The 18,015-nt window shown below is 47.9% G+C and carries 21 protein-coding genes; 17 read left to right on the top strand and 4 right to left on the bottom strand.

The window, feature by feature from the left end:
* Nucleotides 1-234 precede the first annotated feature (234 nt).
* Nucleotides 235-825 carry an NAD(P)H oxidoreductase gene (locus tag ACFQI7_RS23180; protein ID WP_218102126.1) on the bottom strand — a complete coding sequence of 197 codons (591 nt, stop codon included), beginning with the start codon at nt 823-825 and terminating at the stop codon, nt 235-237.
* Between the two features lie 172 nt (nt 826-997).
* Here ACFQI7_RS23180 and ACFQI7_RS23175 point away from each other — a divergent pair, with 172 nt between their 5' ends.
* From ACFQI7_RS23175 to ACFQI7_RS23145, 7 genes are all read left to right on the top strand, one after another.
* Nucleotides 998-1,366: a winged helix-turn-helix transcriptional regulator gene (locus ACFQI7_RS23175; protein WP_218102125.1), complete on the top strand. Its 369-nt coding sequence runs from the start codon at nt 998-1,000 to the stop codon at nt 1,364-1,366.
* Nucleotides 1,367-1,726: 360 nt separating this feature from the next.
* Nucleotides 1,727-1,936 carry a WYL domain-containing protein gene (locus ACFQI7_RS23170; protein ID WP_218102124.1) on the top strand — a complete coding sequence of 70 codons (210 nt, stop codon included), beginning with the start codon at nt 1,727-1,729 and terminating at the stop codon, nt 1,934-1,936.
* Nucleotides 1,933-3,189, top strand: a complete 1,257-nt coding sequence (locus ACFQI7_RS23165; protein WP_218102123.1) for a DNA polymerase IV — start codon at nt 1,933-1,935, stop codon at nt 3,187-3,189. The genes ACFQI7_RS23170 and ACFQI7_RS23165 overlap by 4 nt, the downstream gene beginning before the upstream one ends.
* Nucleotides 3,186-3,674 carry a hypothetical protein gene (locus ACFQI7_RS23160; RefSeq protein WP_218102122.1) on the top strand — a complete coding sequence of 163 codons (489 nt, stop codon included), beginning with the start codon at nt 3,186-3,188 and terminating at the stop codon, nt 3,672-3,674. The genes ACFQI7_RS23165 and ACFQI7_RS23160 overlap by 4 nt, the downstream gene beginning before the upstream one ends.
* A 4-nt stretch (nt 3,675-3,678) precedes the next feature.
* Nucleotides 3,679-3,930: a YolD-like family protein gene (locus tag ACFQI7_RS23155; protein WP_218102121.1), complete on the top strand. Its 252-nt coding sequence runs from the start codon at nt 3,679-3,681 to the stop codon at nt 3,928-3,930.
* Nucleotides 3,931-4,403: 473 nt separating this feature from the next.
* Nucleotides 4,404-5,240: a helix-turn-helix domain-containing protein gene (locus ACFQI7_RS23150; protein WP_218102120.1), complete on the top strand. Its 837-nt coding sequence runs from the start codon at nt 4,404-4,406 to the stop codon at nt 5,238-5,240.
* 79 nt (nt 5,241-5,319) lie between these two features.
* Entirely contained in the window at nt 5,320-5,895 is a 576-nt protein-coding gene (locus ACFQI7_RS23145; RefSeq protein ID WP_218102119.1) for a dihydrofolate reductase family protein, read from the top strand.
* Nucleotides 5,896-6,236: 341 nt separating this feature from the next.
* Here the strand turns inward: ACFQI7_RS23145 and ACFQI7_RS23140 are convergent, their stop codons facing one another.
* Both ACFQI7_RS23140 and ACFQI7_RS23135 read right to left on the bottom strand, forming a co-directional pair.
* Nucleotides 6,237-6,716 carry a CBO0543 family protein gene (locus ACFQI7_RS23140; protein WP_218102118.1) on the bottom strand — a complete coding sequence of 160 codons (480 nt, stop codon included), beginning with the start codon at nt 6,714-6,716 and terminating at the stop codon, nt 6,237-6,239.
* Between the two features lie 16 nt (nt 6,717-6,732).
* The gene (locus ACFQI7_RS23135; RefSeq protein WP_218102117.1) at nt 6,733-7,659 is read right to left on the bottom strand and encodes a LysR family transcriptional regulator; all 927 of its coding nucleotides are present in this window, start codon (nt 7,657-7,659) and stop codon (nt 6,733-6,735) included.
* Between the two features lie 130 nt (nt 7,660-7,789).
* On the opposite strand from ACFQI7_RS23135, the gene ACFQI7_RS23130 reads away from it, so the two are divergent.
* The 10 genes from ACFQI7_RS23130 (at nt 7,790) to ACFQI7_RS23085 (ending at nt 16,247) form a co-directional block, all read left to right on the top strand.
* A complete protein-coding gene (locus ACFQI7_RS23130) occupies nt 7,790-8,461 on the top strand; it encodes an O-methyltransferase (protein WP_218102116.1) in 672 nt (223 codons plus the stop codon).
* A gap of 380 nt (nt 8,462-8,841) precedes the next feature.
* Nucleotides 8,842-9,846: a LacI family DNA-binding transcriptional regulator gene (locus ACFQI7_RS23125; protein ID WP_218102115.1), complete on the top strand. Its 1,005-nt coding sequence runs from the start codon at nt 8,842-8,844 to the stop codon at nt 9,844-9,846.
* On the top strand, nt 9,843-10,787 hold the full coding sequence (gene rbsK, locus ACFQI7_RS23120) for a ribokinase (RefSeq protein WP_218102114.1): 945 nt from the start codon (nt 9,843-9,845) through the stop codon (nt 10,785-10,787). The genes ACFQI7_RS23125 and rbsK overlap by 4 nt, the downstream gene beginning before the upstream one ends.
* Complete coding sequence (gene rbsD / locus ACFQI7_RS23115) at nt 10,784-11,179, top strand: D-ribose pyranase (protein ID WP_218102113.1); 396 nt, start codon at nt 10,784-10,786, stop codon at nt 11,177-11,179. Before rbsK ends, rbsD begins: the two co-directional genes overlap by 4 nt.
* A gap of 12 nt (nt 11,180-11,191) precedes the next feature.
* Nucleotides 11,192-12,700, top strand: a complete 1,509-nt coding sequence (locus ACFQI7_RS23110; protein ID WP_329958278.1) for a sugar ABC transporter ATP-binding protein — start codon at nt 11,192-11,194, stop codon at nt 12,698-12,700.
* A gap of 22 nt (nt 12,701-12,722) precedes the next feature.
* On the top strand, nt 12,723-13,646 hold the full coding sequence (locus ACFQI7_RS23105; RefSeq protein ID WP_218102136.1) for an ABC transporter permease: 924 nt from the start codon (nt 12,723-12,725) through the stop codon (nt 13,644-13,646).
* A 26-nt stretch (nt 13,647-13,672) separates the two neighbouring features.
* A complete protein-coding gene (gene rbsB / locus ACFQI7_RS23100; protein ID WP_218102112.1) occupies nt 13,673-14,617 on the top strand; it encodes a ribose ABC transporter substrate-binding protein RbsB in 945 nt (314 codons plus the stop codon).
* 314 nt (nt 14,618-14,931) lie between these two features.
* A complete protein-coding gene (locus tag ACFQI7_RS23095; RefSeq protein ID WP_218102111.1) occupies nt 14,932-15,411 on the top strand; it encodes a DUF6530 family protein in 480 nt (159 codons plus the stop codon).
* Nucleotides 15,412-15,466: 55 nt separating this feature from the next.
* Entirely contained in the window at nt 15,467-15,826 is a 360-nt protein-coding gene (locus ACFQI7_RS23090) for a GIY-YIG nuclease family protein (protein WP_218102110.1), read from the top strand.
* Nucleotides 15,827-15,875: 49 nt separating this feature from the next.
* Nucleotides 15,876-16,247 carry a DUF4180 domain-containing protein gene (locus ACFQI7_RS23085; protein ID WP_218102109.1) on the top strand — a complete coding sequence of 124 codons (372 nt, stop codon included), beginning with the start codon at nt 15,876-15,878 and terminating at the stop codon, nt 16,245-16,247.
* A gap of 297 nt (nt 16,248-16,544) precedes the next feature.
* Here the strand turns inward: ACFQI7_RS23085 and ACFQI7_RS23080 are convergent, their stop codons facing one another.
* A complete protein-coding gene (locus ACFQI7_RS23080; RefSeq protein ID WP_230415509.1) occupies nt 16,545-17,741 on the bottom strand; it encodes an MFS transporter in 1,197 nt (398 codons plus the stop codon).
* Nucleotides 17,742-18,015: the final 274 nt, after the last annotated feature.

The raw sequence follows: 18,015 nt of genomic DNA, 5'->3' as shown, positions 1-18,015 counted from the left end.
CATTCGGGTTGGAACGAAGCATAAGACCACCGCCTTTACAGTATAGTTATATTATATCATATTAACGCGGTAATTTGATAAAGATATTAAAGATAAAAGTAGCCTGTTGAAGTTTTTCAACAGGCTGTCGCCACTACGTTAATCGTAGTGGCGATTTTTTTTGCATAATGGGCCTTAGCAAATGGTTTAATTAAAGCCTGATCGTTCTCAGATCGCTTTTGCATTCTAAATAAATTACAAAGTTACGGCCTTTGAATGGTCATAATATAGTCCGAGAAAATAAGCTTGTTGCAGCAGCCTCTCGTGAATTTCCGGCCTTGAATCCAAAGTGTCATATAATATCTCAACCTTGCTATTTGAGATTCCTACGTACTCGGCCATCCCGACGTTCAGTTGCTGGGCCATCATCTTATCGTATTGTCTCTTCTCAAAGTGTTCTTTCGGAGCTGCTGCCAGACCAAGCCAAAGTAATTGTTTATGATGCAGTTTGTTGGAGCCGTACGCAAAACCATTGTTCCACACGCGGTCGATATATCCTTTTAGCATCGCTGGCAAGCCGTACCACCATATCGGAAAAATATAGGCGAGCGCATCGTATTTCTTCATTCGTTCGATTTCGGCCTCAACTTCAGGCGAATAGATTTTATGATCAGATGACCAATCAGGTTCATCTGCTTCCCACAGCACAGGATTAAATCCGCTGCGATGCAGATCCAGCACCTCTGTCTCGTGGCCCGCATCCGCGAGGCCCTGTGTGAATCTGGCTGTAACCGCAAAGGTTAGGGAATGCACTCTTGGGTGCGATACAACGGTCAATATTTTCATGATTCGTCACCTTCCATTCTCTACTTTTTATTTCGAAAGTGATACAATTGAATTATGTGATAGAGAGTGAAAAAATGGAAGAACGCACTTTTTTGTGCTTATAGAACAAAAAAGTGTTATAGGTACTAAAAAGTAATTTTCATAACCGTCAGTATTAGAGGGAGGATATCCCATGAAAAAACAGTTCATTCAGTTCTATAACATCCCTGCAGAAGCCACATTAGAGGTTATAGGGGGGAAATGGAAATTATTGATTTTATGTTATCTGAATTGTGGACCGATGAGAACGAGCGAATTAAAAAAGGAAATTCCGGACATTACGCAAAAAATGTTAACTCAGCAGCTTCGGGAGTTGGAGGAAGACGGCATCATCAGGAGAACGGTATACAATCAAGTGCCGCCGAAAGTTGTCTATGAAATGAGTGAATTAGGAAGGTCGCTGAAGTCGATATTAGACCAATTGGGCGAGTGGGGCGAGCAATATATTCAAGGGCGTGAAAGCAACAAGCCGCACTGGACACATTATGGGCAGTGTAAGTAACAACGGCGGAGGGCGCCCATAGCTGGCAGTGCTGAGGTCAGGGGTTCGATCCCCTGGGCTCCTTAAAAGAGAACCTTTGAGAAAGAAAAATCAAAGGTTTTCTTTTTTTTATGTTCAAGTAGGTCCCCAACTGAAAAACCGTCTTTCTGAAGAATATGGTACAGCTGTTAATTAATGGGATGTGCAAAGCATTGCTAAAAAATATTTAACCTTAACAGACAAAAAATACCTCTTGAAAAGCGAATATTTGTTCGGTATTCTGAGTATACTTATACAGAACAAATGTTCTGTTTTTGAGGGCGAACAAACGCCGGGGAATTCGCGAACATTTTAAATCGCTCAGGTGAGGTGACTAGTGGTATGGAACAAGAGCTGCAACGTTACATGGGCCGTACTGTCGAGATGATTTACCTTGGCCGGGATAACCAAATCACCCAGCGCCGGGTCGATGTCCACAGTATGAATAACGGCATCGTAAAAGCGTATTGTCACGAGCGCAACGCGCCTCGTGTTTTTCGAGTAGAGAATATCCTCGCGGTTTCTGTAGCTTCGAGGAAGTGGGCTGGATGAAGCGCATAATTATGCTTGCGGATTGTCAGTCGTTTTATGCCAGCGTGGAGAAGGCAGCTCACCCGGAATATGCGGATAAGCCGGTTGCCGTGGCCGGCGATCCGGCGCGGCGGTCCGGTATTATTCTGGCCGCATGCCCGATCGCGAAGAAGGCAGGGGTATCAACGGCGGAGACGCTTGGGGAAGCGCTTGGAAAATGTCCTGAGCTTGTCGTAATTCGGCCGCGGATGCAAACCTATATTGATGTATCGCTCATGATCACGGAGATTTACGAGTCTTTTACGGACTTGGTGGAGCCCTTTTCGATCGATGAGCAATTTTTGGATGTGACCGGTTCGCTCAAGTATTTCGGCTCTCCGGAGGCGATTGCGAAGCAGATTCAAGCGAAGATCATGTTAGCGACCGGCGTATGGTCCCGGGTTGGTATCGGGGACACCAAAATTTTGGCAAAGACGGCCTGTGATAATTTCGCGAAGAAAAATCCGGAAGGGATATTCGTCCTGCCGAAAGCCGAGGTGTCCGAACATCTGTGGCCGCTGCCTATAAACAAAATGTTCGGCGTAGGCGGCCGGATGACAAACCACTTCTTGAGAATGGGTATTCACACAATCGGGGAGCTTGCCCAGATCCCGCTTGGTAAGTTTAAGCAGATGCTGAGAGCGCGGATGGGGAAGAACAGCGATATCCATGCAGAGCTGTTATGGCAAACGGCCAACGGGATCGATCCGTCGCCGGTAAGCCCGCAAACGCACCGCATTGCGCCAAAATCGGTAGGCCACATGATGACATTGCCCCGAGACTACGGCACGAAAAAAGAAATCGATACAATCCTGCTCGAATTAACCGAAGAGGTTTGCCGCGACTCACGGCGGAAGGGATACATGGGCTCGGTCATTTCCGTGGGATGCATGTGCAGCCCTTTTGATTCGCCAACCGGCTTTTCAAGGCAGCTGACGCTTCCTGATCCGACAAATCATACAAATACCGTTTATGGAGCCGTTCGGACGTTATTTTATCGTTTTTGGAACGGCTTGCCTGTTCGCCGCGCCGGCGTTGCGCTCAGCGGGCTTGTGGCAGATGATATTTACCAGGTGACGTTATTTGAGAACCAAGAAAAGATGAGGGCACTGGAACGGGCGACGGATGCGATCAAGGACAGGTTTGGCAGCGCGGCTATTTTCCGGGCTTCGTCCATGACCGCTGCCGGTCAGGCAAAAGACAGAAGCGCAAAAATTGGAGGGCACTACAGATGAGTAAACTGACCGACAATCTCCGATGGGAATCAAGCCGCATGATGCTTCCGCAGCACAAGGAGGCACTCATTGAGCGGCAAAACCCGCCATCCGAAACCGTGCGCGCCCAGGTGCCGACCCGGGAAGAGCTGGAGATGATCCGTGATTCCGTTTTGCTGCCGATCATGTTAACAATGGTCGAAAAGAACGGTAAGGACATGCAGCTTTCCACGAGCAGCATCCGGAAACTTTATGTAGCCGCCACACAGGTTTTGATGGATCGAATTCACTTCGAGCTGGCAGCGATAAATAAAGAACTTCGTGCCAAAAAAATCAAAGTGTTCAAAGATGATCAAGAGGATACGGATTTACATTACAAATACATCTGTCGGGGGTATGAGAATAAATTTGCGATTATGCGAGATGTGGCGCGAGCAAACATCAGCGTTAAACTAGGGGAGCACATTCAGCGAATGATCGAAGATATGAAAGCTAGGGAGCGGTAATATCATGGGAAAACCAAAAGCAGCAAAACGACCGACGCGAGATGAATTTGTGTTAGAGGAGATCGGCAATCAACTCAGCGAAGCGGAGCATGAGAAATCTGAAATTGTCTTAACCGTATGGGGAGAGGAACAACCGGTGAGGGGCATGATTGTGGAAATGGATTCGCGCACAGGTAAAGTTCATGTTGGGCGGCACGGCGAGACGATCAAGGTTGCATTTATGGATATTATGAAGGTGGATTACCCTAGGGACTAAATGATACGGATAAGCGAAGCGTGGAACTATTGAAAATGTACTTTACTACCACGACATCTAAACAGTTAGAATGTCAAAGTTTTGCAGGGGCGTCGTACTAGTATTACTTTAAAGCCAGACGATAGGTTGGATGTTCGTTGTCGTAATAATAGTAGCCAGCCCGGTCGTAATAAAACTATTATTATATACCCTGGCGACAAATTAGTAGTGCGTTGTCGTCACTGGTAAACTTTTTTTAGCAATGAGTGTTTCGCCTTTTGGAGCATGTAATCAGGAAGGTTACGAAGCCGGTAAACCTGGTTAAGGGATTACTGGCTTCTATGACCACATTGACCACGATCCTCTACACGTCAATGCCGTTGATGGCCTCCCCGTCCGAACCAATTGGATATAGTACGAGCTTTTAGCTGCAAGCGAAAAGGATTTTCGTGCTGCCATGTGGTAAATAATGAAGAGGAAGGGGAATGGTTTACATGAGATCCATTGCATTTACGACGGTTCCGCCTATAGAGGAACTTCGCAGCGATGTCGAGTATTTTCGGATCGCCGAATACGCGGGTTCGGAAGCCATGGCGATAAAAGTATGTCCGAATGGCTTGCCGGGGCTTGTATTTCAACATAGTTATGGGCGAACGGCGATCAAGTGCATAGTCACTGATTCCGGGCGTATCGTACATATGCCGACTTTGTTTCTCCACGGACAGATTACCGAGCTTGCCGTAATGAATTTCATCAACGGGCCGTTCGTTTCGGTGCAAGCCGTTCTGAAGCCCCATGCTCTAAAGACGCTGTTCGGCCTTGAGGCATCCATGATGACCAATGCCAACAGGTGGTATGCGGACTTCGCGGCAGAAGCGCTTAACGCTGCATTGGTTAACACCAAGGATGGTCAGGAATGCGCAGCACTTCTTTCCGGATTTTTACTTGAAAAGCTCGGGCAAGCTCTGCCTCGGGATCTGTTGATTGAAGAAAGCTTGCATTTTATCCAAAGAAATATCCGCTTGGTTACCGTGAAAGATTTGCTCGAGCATTTGCATATATCGGAGCGTCCATTTCAAAAAAGGTTTATGCAAACCGTTGGCGTAACGCCTCAATTTTATATTCGGGTGAGACGGTTTAATGAAGCGATCAGGCTCATGGATACCGGCGAATATGATCGGCTGAGCGACGTGGCTCATGCGCTTCATTTCCACGATCAATCGCATTTTATTCGCGATATGAAACAGTTCTCCGGGGTTACGCCAAAGAGCGTTTCCCAAAAGGTCAACCAGTTTCATCACGATGAGATAGGCGCCTCGTATTTAGCCTAGATCGACGGGATTGTACAATTATTTATCCGGTCGCTCCCTTACGATGGATGTATCCAAGCATATAAGGAGCGATCAGGACATGCGAAAAATCACTATGTTGAACAGAGTTTCTATCGACGGCTATTTTGCTAGTTTGAACGACGCCGCCTTCGGAATGGATTGGTTCGTCCCTGATCCTGAAGTGGACAAAGCGGTGCGTTCCGGTGACGGACAGATGGATACGCTCATTCTGGGCGGAATCACCTACCGGGGGTTTGAATCTCACTGGGCACCCATGTTGAGTAATCCCCAAGCGCCCAAAGAGATGAAGGCGATCGCCGAAGAACTGACCCATATGACGAAGGTTGTCTTTTCGCGCAAACGGAAACAATCTTCTTGGGCCAATACGAAGCTGTTCGACGATAAGCCTAGCGAAGTGGTCAGGAGGTTGAAGGCGGAAGAAGGGGCCGGCATTCTGATCATGGGCAGCGGCTCGATCGTGCAGCAGCTTGCAAGCGATGCATTGATCGACGAATACGTGCTTATCGTCACGCCTGTCGTTGCGGGCAGAGGAAAATCATTATTTAAAGAAGTTGACCGATTCGGTCTTACACTGAAAGAAACGACGGCCTTTAAGTCTGGAAACGTCATACTGCGATACGAGTTGCAAAAGTGATGCTAATCCGACGTGCAGTATACAACCAAACGTGATGTTCGCGGCTCCTGCTGATTGTTGGCGGGGGCGTTTTTTTAAAAAAGTAATGACGGACGCCGGGATAACGCTTACCAAGGTTGCTTAAGGTTTGCCACCGCTTATGACGCGGGTGGCATACGCCTTCGATCCTCTCCTTAACCGCTGAAGCCGCGGGAACAGGAACAGCAATGACCTAATATACGCCTTTGCCCCGGCGAATGGGTAACACATACTGCCGTAGGGAGGAGAGGAGTACTACAATTGTACAAAATTAATATGAATTTAACCTGAATAATAACTGAAAGTTATACTCAGACCGAACGCTAATGACGAACGTATATTTTCTTGATTTTTTTAAAAAACCATCGATAGTACCCGTATGATAATAATAAAGTAATGGTTATGGAGATGAAACTCAAATACCATGTCCAGTTTAAGTATTTTATCAATTGTGTGTACTTCTCTAAATGGACTTCAATGATTGTAATTACCGCTGGAAAGCTTAGAATGTAGATGATTTTTATGAACAATGATTTATCTCTAGGGAAATGAACATTAAAGATCGCACTCACAGCAGGAAAGACGAAAAATTCAAAAGTGAAACTTGCTTTGTAAGCCATACTGAGGAATCCTACAGGGTATTCAATCAATCCACCTTGAACGACTATAGCCCCGATAAGCCAGCTGGGGACTTGCATGAATAAAAAACTTACTTGAGCATCGATCCACTTTTTGGGTTTGATGAAAAGCACCAGAAGAATAGCCGTAATCATCCAAACAGAACTCAGAATAACCGTTTCCATAATATCTTCCATTCTGTTATGTAATACTTGAATTATTGTCAACAGAGCGGAGAGTTAAACGATGGTGACGAATCATTTCGATAAGGTTGCTCGCAGCAGCAGATAACGGTTCATTTTTACGCGTACAGATGGCGATCGTATTTTGCAGATGAATACCTTGTACATGCACACGGCATAGCTCTCCGCGCTCCACATACTCCCGAACAACCAGTGAAGACACAAAATTGGCCCCATACCCGGCCACAACGGCCTGAATCGCTTCGTGCAAACCATTGAATTGCAAAGTGATTTTAGGCGAGGGTGCATTGTACGTCCGGCATAAAGCCAATAATCTCTCGCGTGTGGAGCTCCCTTCTTCTCGCATCACAAACGGTTCCTTCATCATGTCAATCAGCGATATATTTTGATTCGCGTATCGGTTGCTCGGCGCGACCACAAACCATAGCTCATCCTGAAATAAATGCTCTGTGGCAATCGTGTCCGGGTATTCTTCGGGCAAGCCGCCGTAGATCGCCAAATCGACCTCGGCGTGCAGCAGCTTTTTGAGCGCGTCACTGGAATTGGTCGTCGTAATGTCCATTTCTACTTGTTCGAACTGCCGCTTAAATTTGGCGATCCACGTAGGCATCAGGAAATGGGCAGGCAAATAGGTGGCGGCGATTTGGATGTGCCCCTTCGTGCCCGCGGCGTAATCTTGGGCGTACTGCTCGATTTGCTGCTCTACGGCAAAAAGCCTATTTGCCAGCATGGCTATCGTTTCTCCTGCTGCCGTCAGCGCGATTCCTCGGCCTTTAGGCTTTAGCAGCGTAAGGGATAATTCCTTTTCGAATTTTTTGACTTGAGCCGTAATCGCGGGTTGGCTAATATTTAACATTTCCGAGGCGCGAGTTACGCTTCCGGTTGCGGCGATCACATGGAATAAACGCAAAGCATGCAAATTCATAGTCCAGCTCCTGTTCACTAAATCATACTTTAAATATATAGGTTTCGTAAAAATATATATTATATTTATGATTGTAATTCATTTAAACTGAAATTAGAAGTTCAAATGACGATAGGGAGTAGTGATCGAAATGACTCAGTCCGAAATTTGGAGCAAGGTCGATGCATACATTACGGAGCGCCTCCATCCTTACGATTCTGTTCTGGAAGAAGCGTTGGCGGCGAATCGAAGAGCAGGTCTTCCGGCGATCGATGTATCCCCGAATCAAGGCAAACTATTGCACATTTGGGCTAAAATGCAGCGCGCCAAGCGAATACTCGAAATCGGAACGTTGGGAGGGTACAGCACCATTTGGCTCGCCAGAGCGCTTCCTGAAGATGGCCGTTTGATTACGATCGAACTGGATCCCGGCTTTGCCGCAGTGGCTCGATCCAATATTTCACTCGCAGATGTCCATCATTTGGTGGAAATCCGAAACGGAGCTGCATTAGATCAGTTGGCTTTGCTGGAAAATGAGCATCCCGACGCATTTGATCTCATTTTTATCGATGCGGATAAGCCGAACAATCCCGGCTATCTTCAGTGGGCGCTTCGCTTTTCCCGCCCGGGAACGGTAATTATCGGCGATAATGTCGTTCGCGAAGGGGAAATTATTCAGGAACATAGTACCGACCCGCGTGTACAAGGGGTGAGAAAATTTTATGACCTGATGGCCCAATACCCGACAATTACCGCTACGGCTATCCAAACCGTCGGCAGCAAAGGATATGATGGCTTTGTCATTGGCATCGTAAACGGCTGAGCCGGGAAGAGGCTGTCCCAAAAAGGGATAACTGAAGGAGATAGTCCTGGAAAACACAGAAAGACGCCTCCTAAACCACATTTCAGGTGGGGACGGAAGCGTCTTTTTGTATGCAAAATAACGTTCGCTTTTTTATTGCCGATATTCGTATTATGTATCGCATTATAGTGGCACAAGATGTTCTTAGTCGTATAAATGCGATCTTTTTCGACAAAATAGGAGTTGACTAAATCCTTATTTCGATTTATATTTTATGTGTAACCGGTACCACATTCGACTGTTGATAAGTACAGTATATCTGTTTTTACCAAAATATATGTGCTTGGAATGTCTATGGTACCGTTTTCTTATAATGACGATGAATCGAGTGAGGAGAATATATGGCTACGATTCGCGATGTTGCCAAATTGGCAGGAGTTTCCGTTGCGACCATATCGCGTTACTTAAACAAAACGGGATATGTCAACGTCGATACGGAGCATAAAATTAAAAAGGCAATTGAGACTTTGAAATATGAGCCGAGTTCCGTAGCGCGGGGATTGGCGGGTAAACAAACGAAAACGATCGCGCTTATACTTCCGGATATTTCCAACCCCTTTTTTCCGGAGCTCGCAAGGGCCGTGGAAGATGTTGCATCCACGTACGGGTATACCGTTATTTTTGGCAACTCCGACGATCAGGGCGTCAAAGAACGAACCTACATCGAGCTGCTCAAAAAGAAATACATCGACGGGATCATATTTGCTTCCAACACGTTAAACCGGGATGATGCGGTACAAATGAATCAAAGCGGCATTCCGATCGTCTGCCTGGACCGGGGTCCCGACAATCATAGCTGCAGCGTAGTCCGCTCCAAAAACCGCGAAGGCGCCCAGCTTGCCGTCCAACATTTGCTTGCAGCCGGCTGCCGAAAAATTGCCCATATTTATGGCCCGATGGACTTAATCACGGCACAGGAGCGAATGAAAGGATACGAAGATGCCGTCAAATCTTTGCCTTGGTTCAGTCCAAGTTTGATGGTATCCGGAAACTTTCAAATCAATGGCGGGATGAAGGCGACGGAACAACTGCTGCATACACACCCGGATATCGACGGGATTTTTGCAGGTAACGATCTTATGGCTGTAGGGGCTCTGAAGGCACTTCACCGAATGCAAATCCTGGTGCCGCAGCAAGTGAAGGTTTGCGGATTCGACGGCATTCAAATGGCGGAAATCACCGAGCCCGAATTGACCACGGTTGCTCAGCCTATATACGAAATGGGAGCGACCGTATCCCGTTTATTGATTAAGAAAATCGAAGGAAACTTGGATACGAACGAAATCTATGAGTTGGATGTAACGCTTATCCCGAGACGCTCAACGCAAAAGGGGGTTCATCTATGAAAAAACCAAATCTCGTTGTGATCGGAAGCTTGAATATGGATATTCTCGTAGAGGCGCCGACATTTCCCCGCATCGGGGAAACCATACTGGGTCAAAAAGCGCAATTTCTTCCGGGAGGGAAAGGAGCTAACCAAGCGGTTGCCGCTGCCAGGCTCGGTGCAGATAGCACGCTGATCGGAGCGGTTGGGACGGATGTTTTCGGACCGGAACTGTTGTCATCCCTGGAAAGGAACGGCGTACAGCGGGACGCGGTAAAGCAAGTGCCGCATACGGCAACGGGCATCGCTTCCATTTTATTGGCAGAAGGGGACAATTGCATCGTAGTCGTTCCCGGAGCCAATCATCAATTGAGGCCCGAAGATGTCGACCGGTACGAGCAAGTGCTGCATTCGGCAGATATGATTTTGCTTCAACTAGAAATTCCCATGGATACCGTTGAATATGCAATCCAAAAGGCAAGTTCCTTCGGGAAACCGATTTTATTGAATCCGGCTCCTGCACAGCCGCTTCCGGACGATTTGTACCCGCTGATCGATTACTTGACGCCGAATCGAACGGAACTCGCCGTACTCACCGGAGTGGATGAAGTCGGTGCGGATCTTGGTTCTCTGGAGGCGGCCATGTCGGTGCTGAGAAGCAAAGGCGTCCGCAACGTCGTAACGACGCTGGGGGCCGACGGCTCCGCTTTTTTGACAAAAGACGGCGAATTCGGCAAACTGCCGGGCCATAAAGTTCCCGTAGTTGATACGGTGGGGGCCGGAGATTCGTATAATGCGGGACTGGCTTATGCGCTGGCGTCAGGCTTTGCCTTGAAGGATGCGGTCGTATTCGCCTCCCGGGTATCCGCGTTAGCGGTTACGAAATTCGGGGCGCAGGAAGGCATGCCTACCTTGCAAGAGCTGCAACAATTCTCGCGATCATTGGAAGGGGGGACATCATGAAACGGATCGGAACGTTAAACAGCTTGATTTCCCAAACGATCAGCGAGCTCGGCCACACGGACAAAATCGTCATCTGCGACAGCGGGCTGCCGATTCCCGGTCATGTAAGGCGGATCGATTTGGCTTTGAAGAAAGGAACGCCTTCTTTTATGGAAACACTAATGACCGTGATGGAGGAAATGCAGATCGAAACATATTATATCGCCCGTGAAACGGAGCCGAACAATCCGGACATTCATCGTCAAATCCAATCGGTCATGTCAGGTATTGAGCAGCAAACGCTGAGCCACGAGGAGCTTAAATTGCTGACCCACCAGGCGAAAGCTGTGATCCGCACCGGCGAATGTACGCCATATGCCAATATTATTCTTGAGTCGGGCGTAATTTTTTAGGAGGTGAACGGTGTGTCCGATATATTGCTCGAAATGAAGGACATCAGCAAGAGCTTCCCCGGCGTTAAAGTACTCCAAGATGTCAAATTCGATTTGCGCAAAGGGGAACTTCACGCGCTTATGGGGGAGAACGGAGCGGGGAAGTCGACACTGATGAAAATTGTCGGCGGCATTCACCGAAAGGACCAAGGAACCATTCTCATCGAGAACTCGGCGGTTGACATTACGTCGCCTTCCGCAGCCCAGCGTTTAGGTATCGCCATTATCCATCAGGAGCTTAACCTTATTCCGCATTTAAGCATTATGGAAAACATTTTTCTAGGCCGTGAATTTACGGTGGGCCGGACGCCCTGGATTCATTGGAAGCGAATGAGAAGCGAAGCCGGCAAATATTTGCGCCAGCTGGGGCTTGATCTCGATCCCAGTATGCGGGTGGATGAATTATCCGTCGGGCAGCAGCAAATGATAGAAATAGCAAAAGCTATTTCCATGGATACGAAAATATTGGTGCTGGATGAACCTACCGCAGCGCTTACGGACCGCGAAATCGATGCGTTGTTCGAAGTCATCGCAAGCTTAAAGACTAGGGGAGTCGGCATGGTATATATTTCCCACCGCATGGAAGAAATATTCCGCATGTGCGATCGGGTGACGGTGCTACGCGACGGTCAATATGTCGGGACGGAACGGATTGCGGATACTTCGATGGATCGGCTTGTCAAAATGATGGTAGGCAGGGAAATTAAAGACCGGTTTCCCAAGGTTGCGCTTGAGCCGGGTCAAGTCAAAATGCAAGTTAGCGGTTTATCGCAGAAGGGCAAACTGAAAGACATTTCATTTCACGTACGAAGCGGAGAAATTTTAGGCATTGCCGGGCTGATGGGTGCCGGAAGAACCGAGCTGGCTAAAGCGATTTGCGGCGTTACACCGGCCGAGAAAGGAACGATCACGCTCGACGGCAAGCCGGTTGTCATCAAAAATCCGATGGGCGCGATTCAAGCGGGCATTGCTCTGATCACCGAGGATCGCAAGGGAGAGGGGCTTCTGCTTTCCTTATCCGTCAGAGAAAATTTGGCGCTTCCCAACCTCGATGCTTTATCCCGGTTCGGGATCATGGAGCGCAAGAAGGAAGATGAATTGGCGGAGGACTTAATTCGGCGGCTTTTGATTAAAACGTCGAACGGGGAACAAAAGGTAGGCTCCTTAAGCGGCGGCAACCAACAGAAAGTGGTCATCGGCAAGTGGCTGGCCACCAAACCGCAGGTGCTCATTCTGGACGAGCCTACTCGGGGCGTTGACATCGGGGCCAAGAAAGAAATTTACGATTTGATGAATGGGCTCGTTTCACAAGGTGTCGCCATCATTATGATTTCCTCCGAGCTTCCCGAAGTATTAGGGATGAGCGACCGTATTTTGGTTATGCATGAAGGTCGCATCACCGGGGAGTTTTCACGGGCGGAAGCAAACCAGGAAAACATTATGCATTGCGCTACAGGGGGAGGAAAACACGTTGTCAGCTGAGGCTAAGGTGAAAGCGAATTCAATGTCGGGCAAGTTACAAAGTTTGGGGCCGCTGCTTGGTTTATTTTTAATCATTATCGTATTATCGGTCATTAACAATGATTTTCTTACCGTCAGCAATATTTTTAACGTTTTGAGGCAAATCTCCATCAATGCCTTGATCGCCTTCGGGATGACCTTCGTCATACTAACCGGCGGGATCGATTTATCCGTTGGATCGGTATTGGCTCTGTCCAGCGCAATCACCGCGGGAATGATGGCAGGCGGCGCGAACACATGGACCGCCGTCATTGCCGGACTGGCCTGCGGGGTTCTGATGGGAGCGGTCAACGGGCTGCTAGTTACGAAGGGCAAGGTTGCGCCGTTTATCGCTACGCTCGCTACGATGACGGTGTTTCGGGGACTGACGCTCGTGTATACGCAAGGAAAGCCGATCACGGGCCTAAGCGATGCATTTGCCATGATCGGGAGAGGCTTCTTCTTCAGTATTCCGATGCCGATCGTATGGATGGTGCTTTCTTTCATCATGCTGTACGTCATTTTGAAGCAATCGAAATTCGGAAGACGCGTTTATGCGTTGGGCAGCAATGAAGACGCAACGTGGCTTTCGGGGATTAATACGACCAAAATTAAAATTTGGGTTTATTCGATCAGCGGCTTGATGGCTTCGTTCAGCGGAATTATTTTGACCTCACGTCTCAATTCGGCTCAACCGACGGCAGGAACATCCTATGAGTTGGATGCCATTGCTGCGGTCGTTCTGGGAGGCACTAGCTTATCCGGGGGCAGGGGGTGGCTAGTCGGGACTTTAATCGGTGCCATGATTATAGGGGTTCTTGATAACGGTCTTAATTTGTTAAACGTATCTTCTTTTTATCAACAAGTAGTGAAAGGCGCTGTTATTTTGATCGCCGTACTGCTGGACCGCTCGAAGTCAAGAAAGTAAATATACAACAAGGGAGAATCGCTCAAATGAAAAAAACGAATATCATCTTGACCCTTTTTATCGCCGTATTTATGATCCTTGCCGGCTGCTCGACGGAATCGAAACTCGAAGGCGGGAGTAAACCGGAAGCAAATAGCGGAGGCGCCGCTTCCGATAAAATGACGATCGGTTTGTCCGTATCGACGCTCAATAATCCGTTCTTCGTCACCTTGAAGGATGGCGCGGAGAAAGCGGCTAAGGAAGCCGGGGCCTCGCTCGTTGTAGTGGATGCGCAAAACGATACGGCCAAGCAAATCAGCGGTATTGAAGATTTGATTCAGAAAAAAGTGAACTTGATCATGATCAACCCGACCGATAGCGATGCGATCGTTACGGCGGTGAAGTCCGCGAATAAAGCAGGAATTCCCGTTATTACCGTCGATCGTGCGGCCAATGGCGGCGACGTAGTGACGCATATCGCCTCCGATAATGTGAAGGGCGGCAAAATGGCGGGCGAATATATTCTGAAGACGCTCGGCGGGAAAGGCAATATCGTAGAACTGCAAGGGATTGCCGGAACCTCGGCCGCACGCGACCGCGGGAAAGGCTTCCACGAAGCAGTAGACGGCAAGGACGGCGTCAAAGTGGCCGCATCGCAACCGGCTGATTTTGATCGGGCGAAAGGCTTGTCGGTCATGGAAAATATTTTGCAAGGGAACAAAGACATTCAGGCGGTATTCGCGCATAACGACGAAATGGCGCTCGGCGCTTTGCAGGCTATTCAGGCCTCCGGCAAAAATATCGCAGTCGTCGGCTTCGACGCTACAGATGATGCGATTAAAGCGGTAAATGAAGGGAAAATGGCCGCCACGGTAGCGCAAAAGCCGGCTGCGATCGGCGATGCGGCAGTGAAAACCGCGGTTAAAGTGATTAAAGGCGAAAAAGTGGAAAAATTCATTCCCGTAGACCTGGAGCTAGTAACCAAAAAATAATAACATTCCAAGCACGTTAAGCCTTGTACTAGGCTGCAAGCTGGCACCGATACTCAATCGGGGCCAGCTTGTTTGATTTTCAGCCGTATCCAAAAGATACCGGCTTTTTTTATGAATAATATATATGAAAGCGCATATGTCGCGTTGTTAATCGTGAGATATTCAAAATATGCATGATTACATTGGCAGCATCGCAATAATCAAACCCAATAGTAACCTGGGGGCAGCCTCATTGACTAACATTCGAACACAAGATATAATAAACCAGTAATTTAGTAAATTACTAAACGAGTAAATCGAAAGAGGTTATAATAATGAAAATACCTACAACTTTAAAACATAAGCCTGTTGTCGTATCCGATAATTATGAACAGGTTGACGGTCGAATGGCTAATCACACGGACGCTAAAGGTCTTTCTTTGGGGCTAGCGCAGTGGAACGATAGAGGAAAAGTTGATATTTCCGCTAAAGTATGGAGATACACCGGGGAGAAATGGTCGCGCCAATCGGAGGAGCTGCCGCTTCATCGCGTTCTCGATTTGGCTATTTTGATTTGCCGGTCTTTGGAACATTTCCGCGAAGCGTACCGGTATGAGCATTTGTACGATCCGAACAACCCTGTGATCGACCGCGTTGGTCTGCAGGGCGCAGCTATGTCGGTAGCGGTGTGTACCGATAATGAAAAAATCAATGAAGATATCAAGCTGTTCAGTCAAGCGCTGAGCGACGATGGGGAATTGCTTGGCGAAAGGCTTCGCACGCTATCAAGATTGTTGAAGGAAATGGGATATTAAACGCGGTTATCCTATTCTTTCGCGATTGCCGATGTCATACAAAGGAGTGAAGGTCATGGATAAGAGCAAACGCAAGGAGCTGCTGGAAGAATACAAGCAGATGAAAACCTACATGGGTGTTATCAAAATAACAAATAAAGTTAACGGCAAAACGTATATAGACAGCTATCCGAATCTTAAAAACAAGTGGTTGACGATTGCCGCGCAATTGGATATGGGGAGGTTCGCCAATGCCCAATTGCAAAAAGATTGGAAGGAATTCGGGTCCGAAGCTTTCTCCTATGAAGAACTGGAGAGGAAGGAAGCGAATGAAGTGATCGACATGCGTTGGGAACTTAAGCAGATCGTAAAGCCGTGGCTTGAAAAATTGCAGCCCTATGGAGACAACGGATATAATAAGCTTCCAACAAGATAGTTTATGTACGCTTAGCGATGCACAGGCTTATCAGGGAGGGTGAGAGAATATGAATATAGCGAAAGTAGAAGCCGGCGGAAGCAATATTGCTGTCGTGAGCGGCAGCGAGATCGTCATTAGCGATGTTCAGTCTGCATTGGATCTTATGGCAACGGTACAATATGAAGCGGACAGCGATCGTATTGTGATCCATAAAAATATGATAAGCGAAAGGTTTTTCGATCTGAAAACGCGTCTTGCAGGCGAAATCCTTCAGAAGTTTATCAATTATCGCGTGAAGGTTGCTTTTGTTGGAGATTTTTCCGAGTATTCAAGTCGAAGTTTTCAAGATTTCGTCTACGAATGCAACAGCGGAAGAGATATTTTTTTCTTGCCGACGGAACAACAAGCGATTGACAAGTTAAGCATGTTGAAGCAATAGAAGGAACGGGTGGAAGGTATGTTAAAGGCACGGCATGATCACGCTGAATATCCAATGGTGAACATTGCGGCAGGTCACGTTGAATTAAGGGATGATCGAATAAACGCAACATGGACGGTAGAGCTAAATTCTTTTTTGCTCGCGCCGGTTCCGGTTACGAATGATTTTTATTGCTCGATATTGCAGCAGACCGTTGGGCGGAAAGAGCATCCCCAAGCTCCGGTCCACAATCGTTAAATAGGGAGAAACGAGCCTCAAACCTGATTGGGTGCGAGGCTCGTTTTTATTAGGCTTTTTTTATCGAAACGTTTGAACCGGCTTCGAGGATCGGCGTTCCCGAATCAGCACCGCAGAAATCATCGTAAGGGATACTACAATCAGAGCCATCGGAATGATAAAGATCGAGGGATCGTAGCCTTCAACGAGCAGCGGCAGCAAATACCCGATCAACGAAGCCGTCAGCGAAATGAATACATACAAACTCGCGCCGAACCCGGTTCGACCTGTGAACATGCGCTGTACATACCCCATCGCCACTCCGTACAAGATAGATACGAAAAAAGAGTAAACGGGCTGAATGAGGAAAAAAACGATCAGCGGCGCACGCAACGCATAAATCGAATAGGCAATGAATGCCCCAAAACCGCCAAGTAATATAATTTTTTTGCTGCCATATTTCGCCGCCCAATAACCGGCAATGGTCATGAACAACAGCTCAAACACGGCCTGCGCGCTCCAAATATACGACATATACTCCGGTTTTCCGAACAACGATTTCACGACAAGGGGAAGGTACAATCCGCGAATCGCATCTGCGCAAGCCAGAAGCAGCAGCGCAACCAGCATAATGACGGAAATCGGCTCGCCCGCCCCCGGGCCGGATTGCTGTTTGCCCTCTGCGTGTTCCCGATAGAACGACAGCAAAATAACGAGCATGGCGTAGCCTGCAAAATTGCCCCACAGCACGCCTTGAAACGTTGCTATCAAGTATAAATTCGCCCCTGCGAGCAAGCCGCAAAAAAATCCGACGCTGTACCCTGCGCGCAGCCAAATTTGCGCCATCTCCACAATATCCCCAGCCAGCCTGGCAAAATGATTCCGCGACATCGCGAACAACTGTCCCATAATGAGTCCGGACGGCGCGCTCGCCACACACATCCCGATCAGCGCCTGAATATATCCTTCCGCGCGCATATAAATCAATAGTCCGACGAGACACAGCGAAGCCGCTGCAATCGCCAGCTTTTTTCGGCTGCGCAGCTTATCGCTTAACAGCCCGACCGTAATCGTGGTGCTCATGTTCAGCAGCAGCGACACAACGAAGACGGATACGACTTCGCCCTTGGACAATCCGATGCTCTCGCTTAAATAAATGGCGTTCATCGGAGCTAAAATGCCCATGCCGATTCCATAGCAAAATAGCGTAAACAACATCTGCCCCGCGCCATCGACCTGCAAAAAACGTTTCATATCCGCGGCAATTCGCATCTGCATCGTGCTCCAATCTCCTCGAGATTCTTGCAATTTTGAACAAAGTGTAGCTCACTATTTTGGAATTGTCTACTAAAAAGGAATGCTTGTAGATCTCAACGAGAGTATGGCACCACCGAAATTTTCATACTCATGTCCATGAGCTTCGCGGCATGATCCAGGCCGCCGCGGACAGCAAAACGACAAGTTGAAGCTTCCGCTCTATATGTAGAGGGGCCGGATAAAATATGAAGAAAAAACCGGGTAAAAAGAAGAGGAACTCCTTTTTCCCGGTTGA

The organism is Paenibacillus allorhizosphaerae, from assembly GCF_042659105.1.
In the GTDB taxonomy this organism is placed as follows: domain Bacteria; phylum Bacillota; class Bacilli; order Paenibacillales; family NBRC-103111; genus Paenibacillus_G; species Paenibacillus_G allorhizosphaerae.
Note: the sequence above shows the minus strand (reverse complement) of the source record. Positions and strands in the feature narration are given on the sequence as shown.

What these genes read in the sequence shown, in the direction of transcription:
- ACFQI7_RS23180 (WP_218102126.1), bottom strand. Translation starts at nt 825, where the DNA reads ATGAAAATATTGACCGTTGTATCGCACCCAAGAGTGCATTCCCTAACC.
- ACFQI7_RS23175 (WP_218102125.1), top strand. Translation starts at nt 998, where the DNA reads ATGAAAAAACAGTTCATTCAGTTCTATAACATCCCTGCAGAAGCCACA.
- ACFQI7_RS23170 (WP_218102124.1), top strand. Translation starts at nt 1,727, where the DNA reads ATGGAACAAGAGCTGCAACGTTACATGGGCCGTACTGTCGAGATGATT.
- ACFQI7_RS23165 (WP_218102123.1), top strand. Translation starts at nt 1,933, where the DNA reads ATGAAGCGCATAATTATGCTTGCGGATTGTCAGTCGTTTTATGCCAGC.
- ACFQI7_RS23160 (WP_218102122.1), top strand. Translation starts at nt 3,186, where the DNA reads ATGAGTAAACTGACCGACAATCTCCGATGGGAATCAAGCCGCATGATG.
- ACFQI7_RS23155 (WP_218102121.1), top strand. Translation starts at nt 3,679, where the DNA reads ATGGGAAAACCAAAAGCAGCAAAACGACCGACGCGAGATGAATTTGTG.
- ACFQI7_RS23150 (WP_218102120.1), top strand. Translation starts at nt 4,404, where the DNA reads ATGAGATCCATTGCATTTACGACGGTTCCGCCTATAGAGGAACTTCGC.
- ACFQI7_RS23145 (WP_218102119.1), top strand. Translation starts at nt 5,320, where the DNA reads ATGCGAAAAATCACTATGTTGAACAGAGTTTCTATCGACGGCTATTTT.
- ACFQI7_RS23140 (WP_218102118.1), bottom strand. Translation starts at nt 6,716, where the DNA reads ATGGAAACGGTTATTCTGAGTTCTGTTTGGATGATTACGGCTATTCTT.
- ACFQI7_RS23135 (WP_218102117.1), bottom strand. Translation starts at nt 7,659, where the DNA reads ATGAATTTGCATGCTTTGCGTTTATTCCATGTGATCGCCGCAACCGGA.
- ACFQI7_RS23130 (WP_218102116.1), top strand. Translation starts at nt 7,790, where the DNA reads ATGACTCAGTCCGAAATTTGGAGCAAGGTCGATGCATACATTACGGAG.
- ACFQI7_RS23125 (WP_218102115.1), top strand. Translation starts at nt 8,842, where the DNA reads ATGGCTACGATTCGCGATGTTGCCAAATTGGCAGGAGTTTCCGTTGCG.
- rbsK (WP_218102114.1), top strand. Translation starts at nt 9,843, where the DNA reads ATGAAAAAACCAAATCTCGTTGTGATCGGAAGCTTGAATATGGATATT.
- rbsD (WP_218102113.1), top strand. Translation starts at nt 10,784, where the DNA reads ATGAAACGGATCGGAACGTTAAACAGCTTGATTTCCCAAACGATCAGC.
- ACFQI7_RS23105 (WP_218102136.1), top strand. Translation starts at nt 12,723, where the DNA reads ATGTCGGGCAAGTTACAAAGTTTGGGGCCGCTGCTTGGTTTATTTTTA.
- rbsB (WP_218102112.1), top strand. Translation starts at nt 13,673, where the DNA reads ATGAAAAAAACGAATATCATCTTGACCCTTTTTATCGCCGTATTTATG.
- ACFQI7_RS23095 (WP_218102111.1), top strand. Translation starts at nt 14,932, where the DNA reads ATGAAAATACCTACAACTTTAAAACATAAGCCTGTTGTCGTATCCGAT.
- ACFQI7_RS23090 (WP_218102110.1), top strand. Translation starts at nt 15,467, where the DNA reads ATGGATAAGAGCAAACGCAAGGAGCTGCTGGAAGAATACAAGCAGATG.
- ACFQI7_RS23085 (WP_218102109.1), top strand. Translation starts at nt 15,876, where the DNA reads ATGAATATAGCGAAAGTAGAAGCCGGCGGAAGCAATATTGCTGTCGTG.
- ACFQI7_RS23080 (WP_230415509.1), bottom strand. Translation starts at nt 17,741, where the DNA reads ATGCAGATGCGAATTGCCGCGGATATGAAACGTTTTTTGCAGGTCGAT.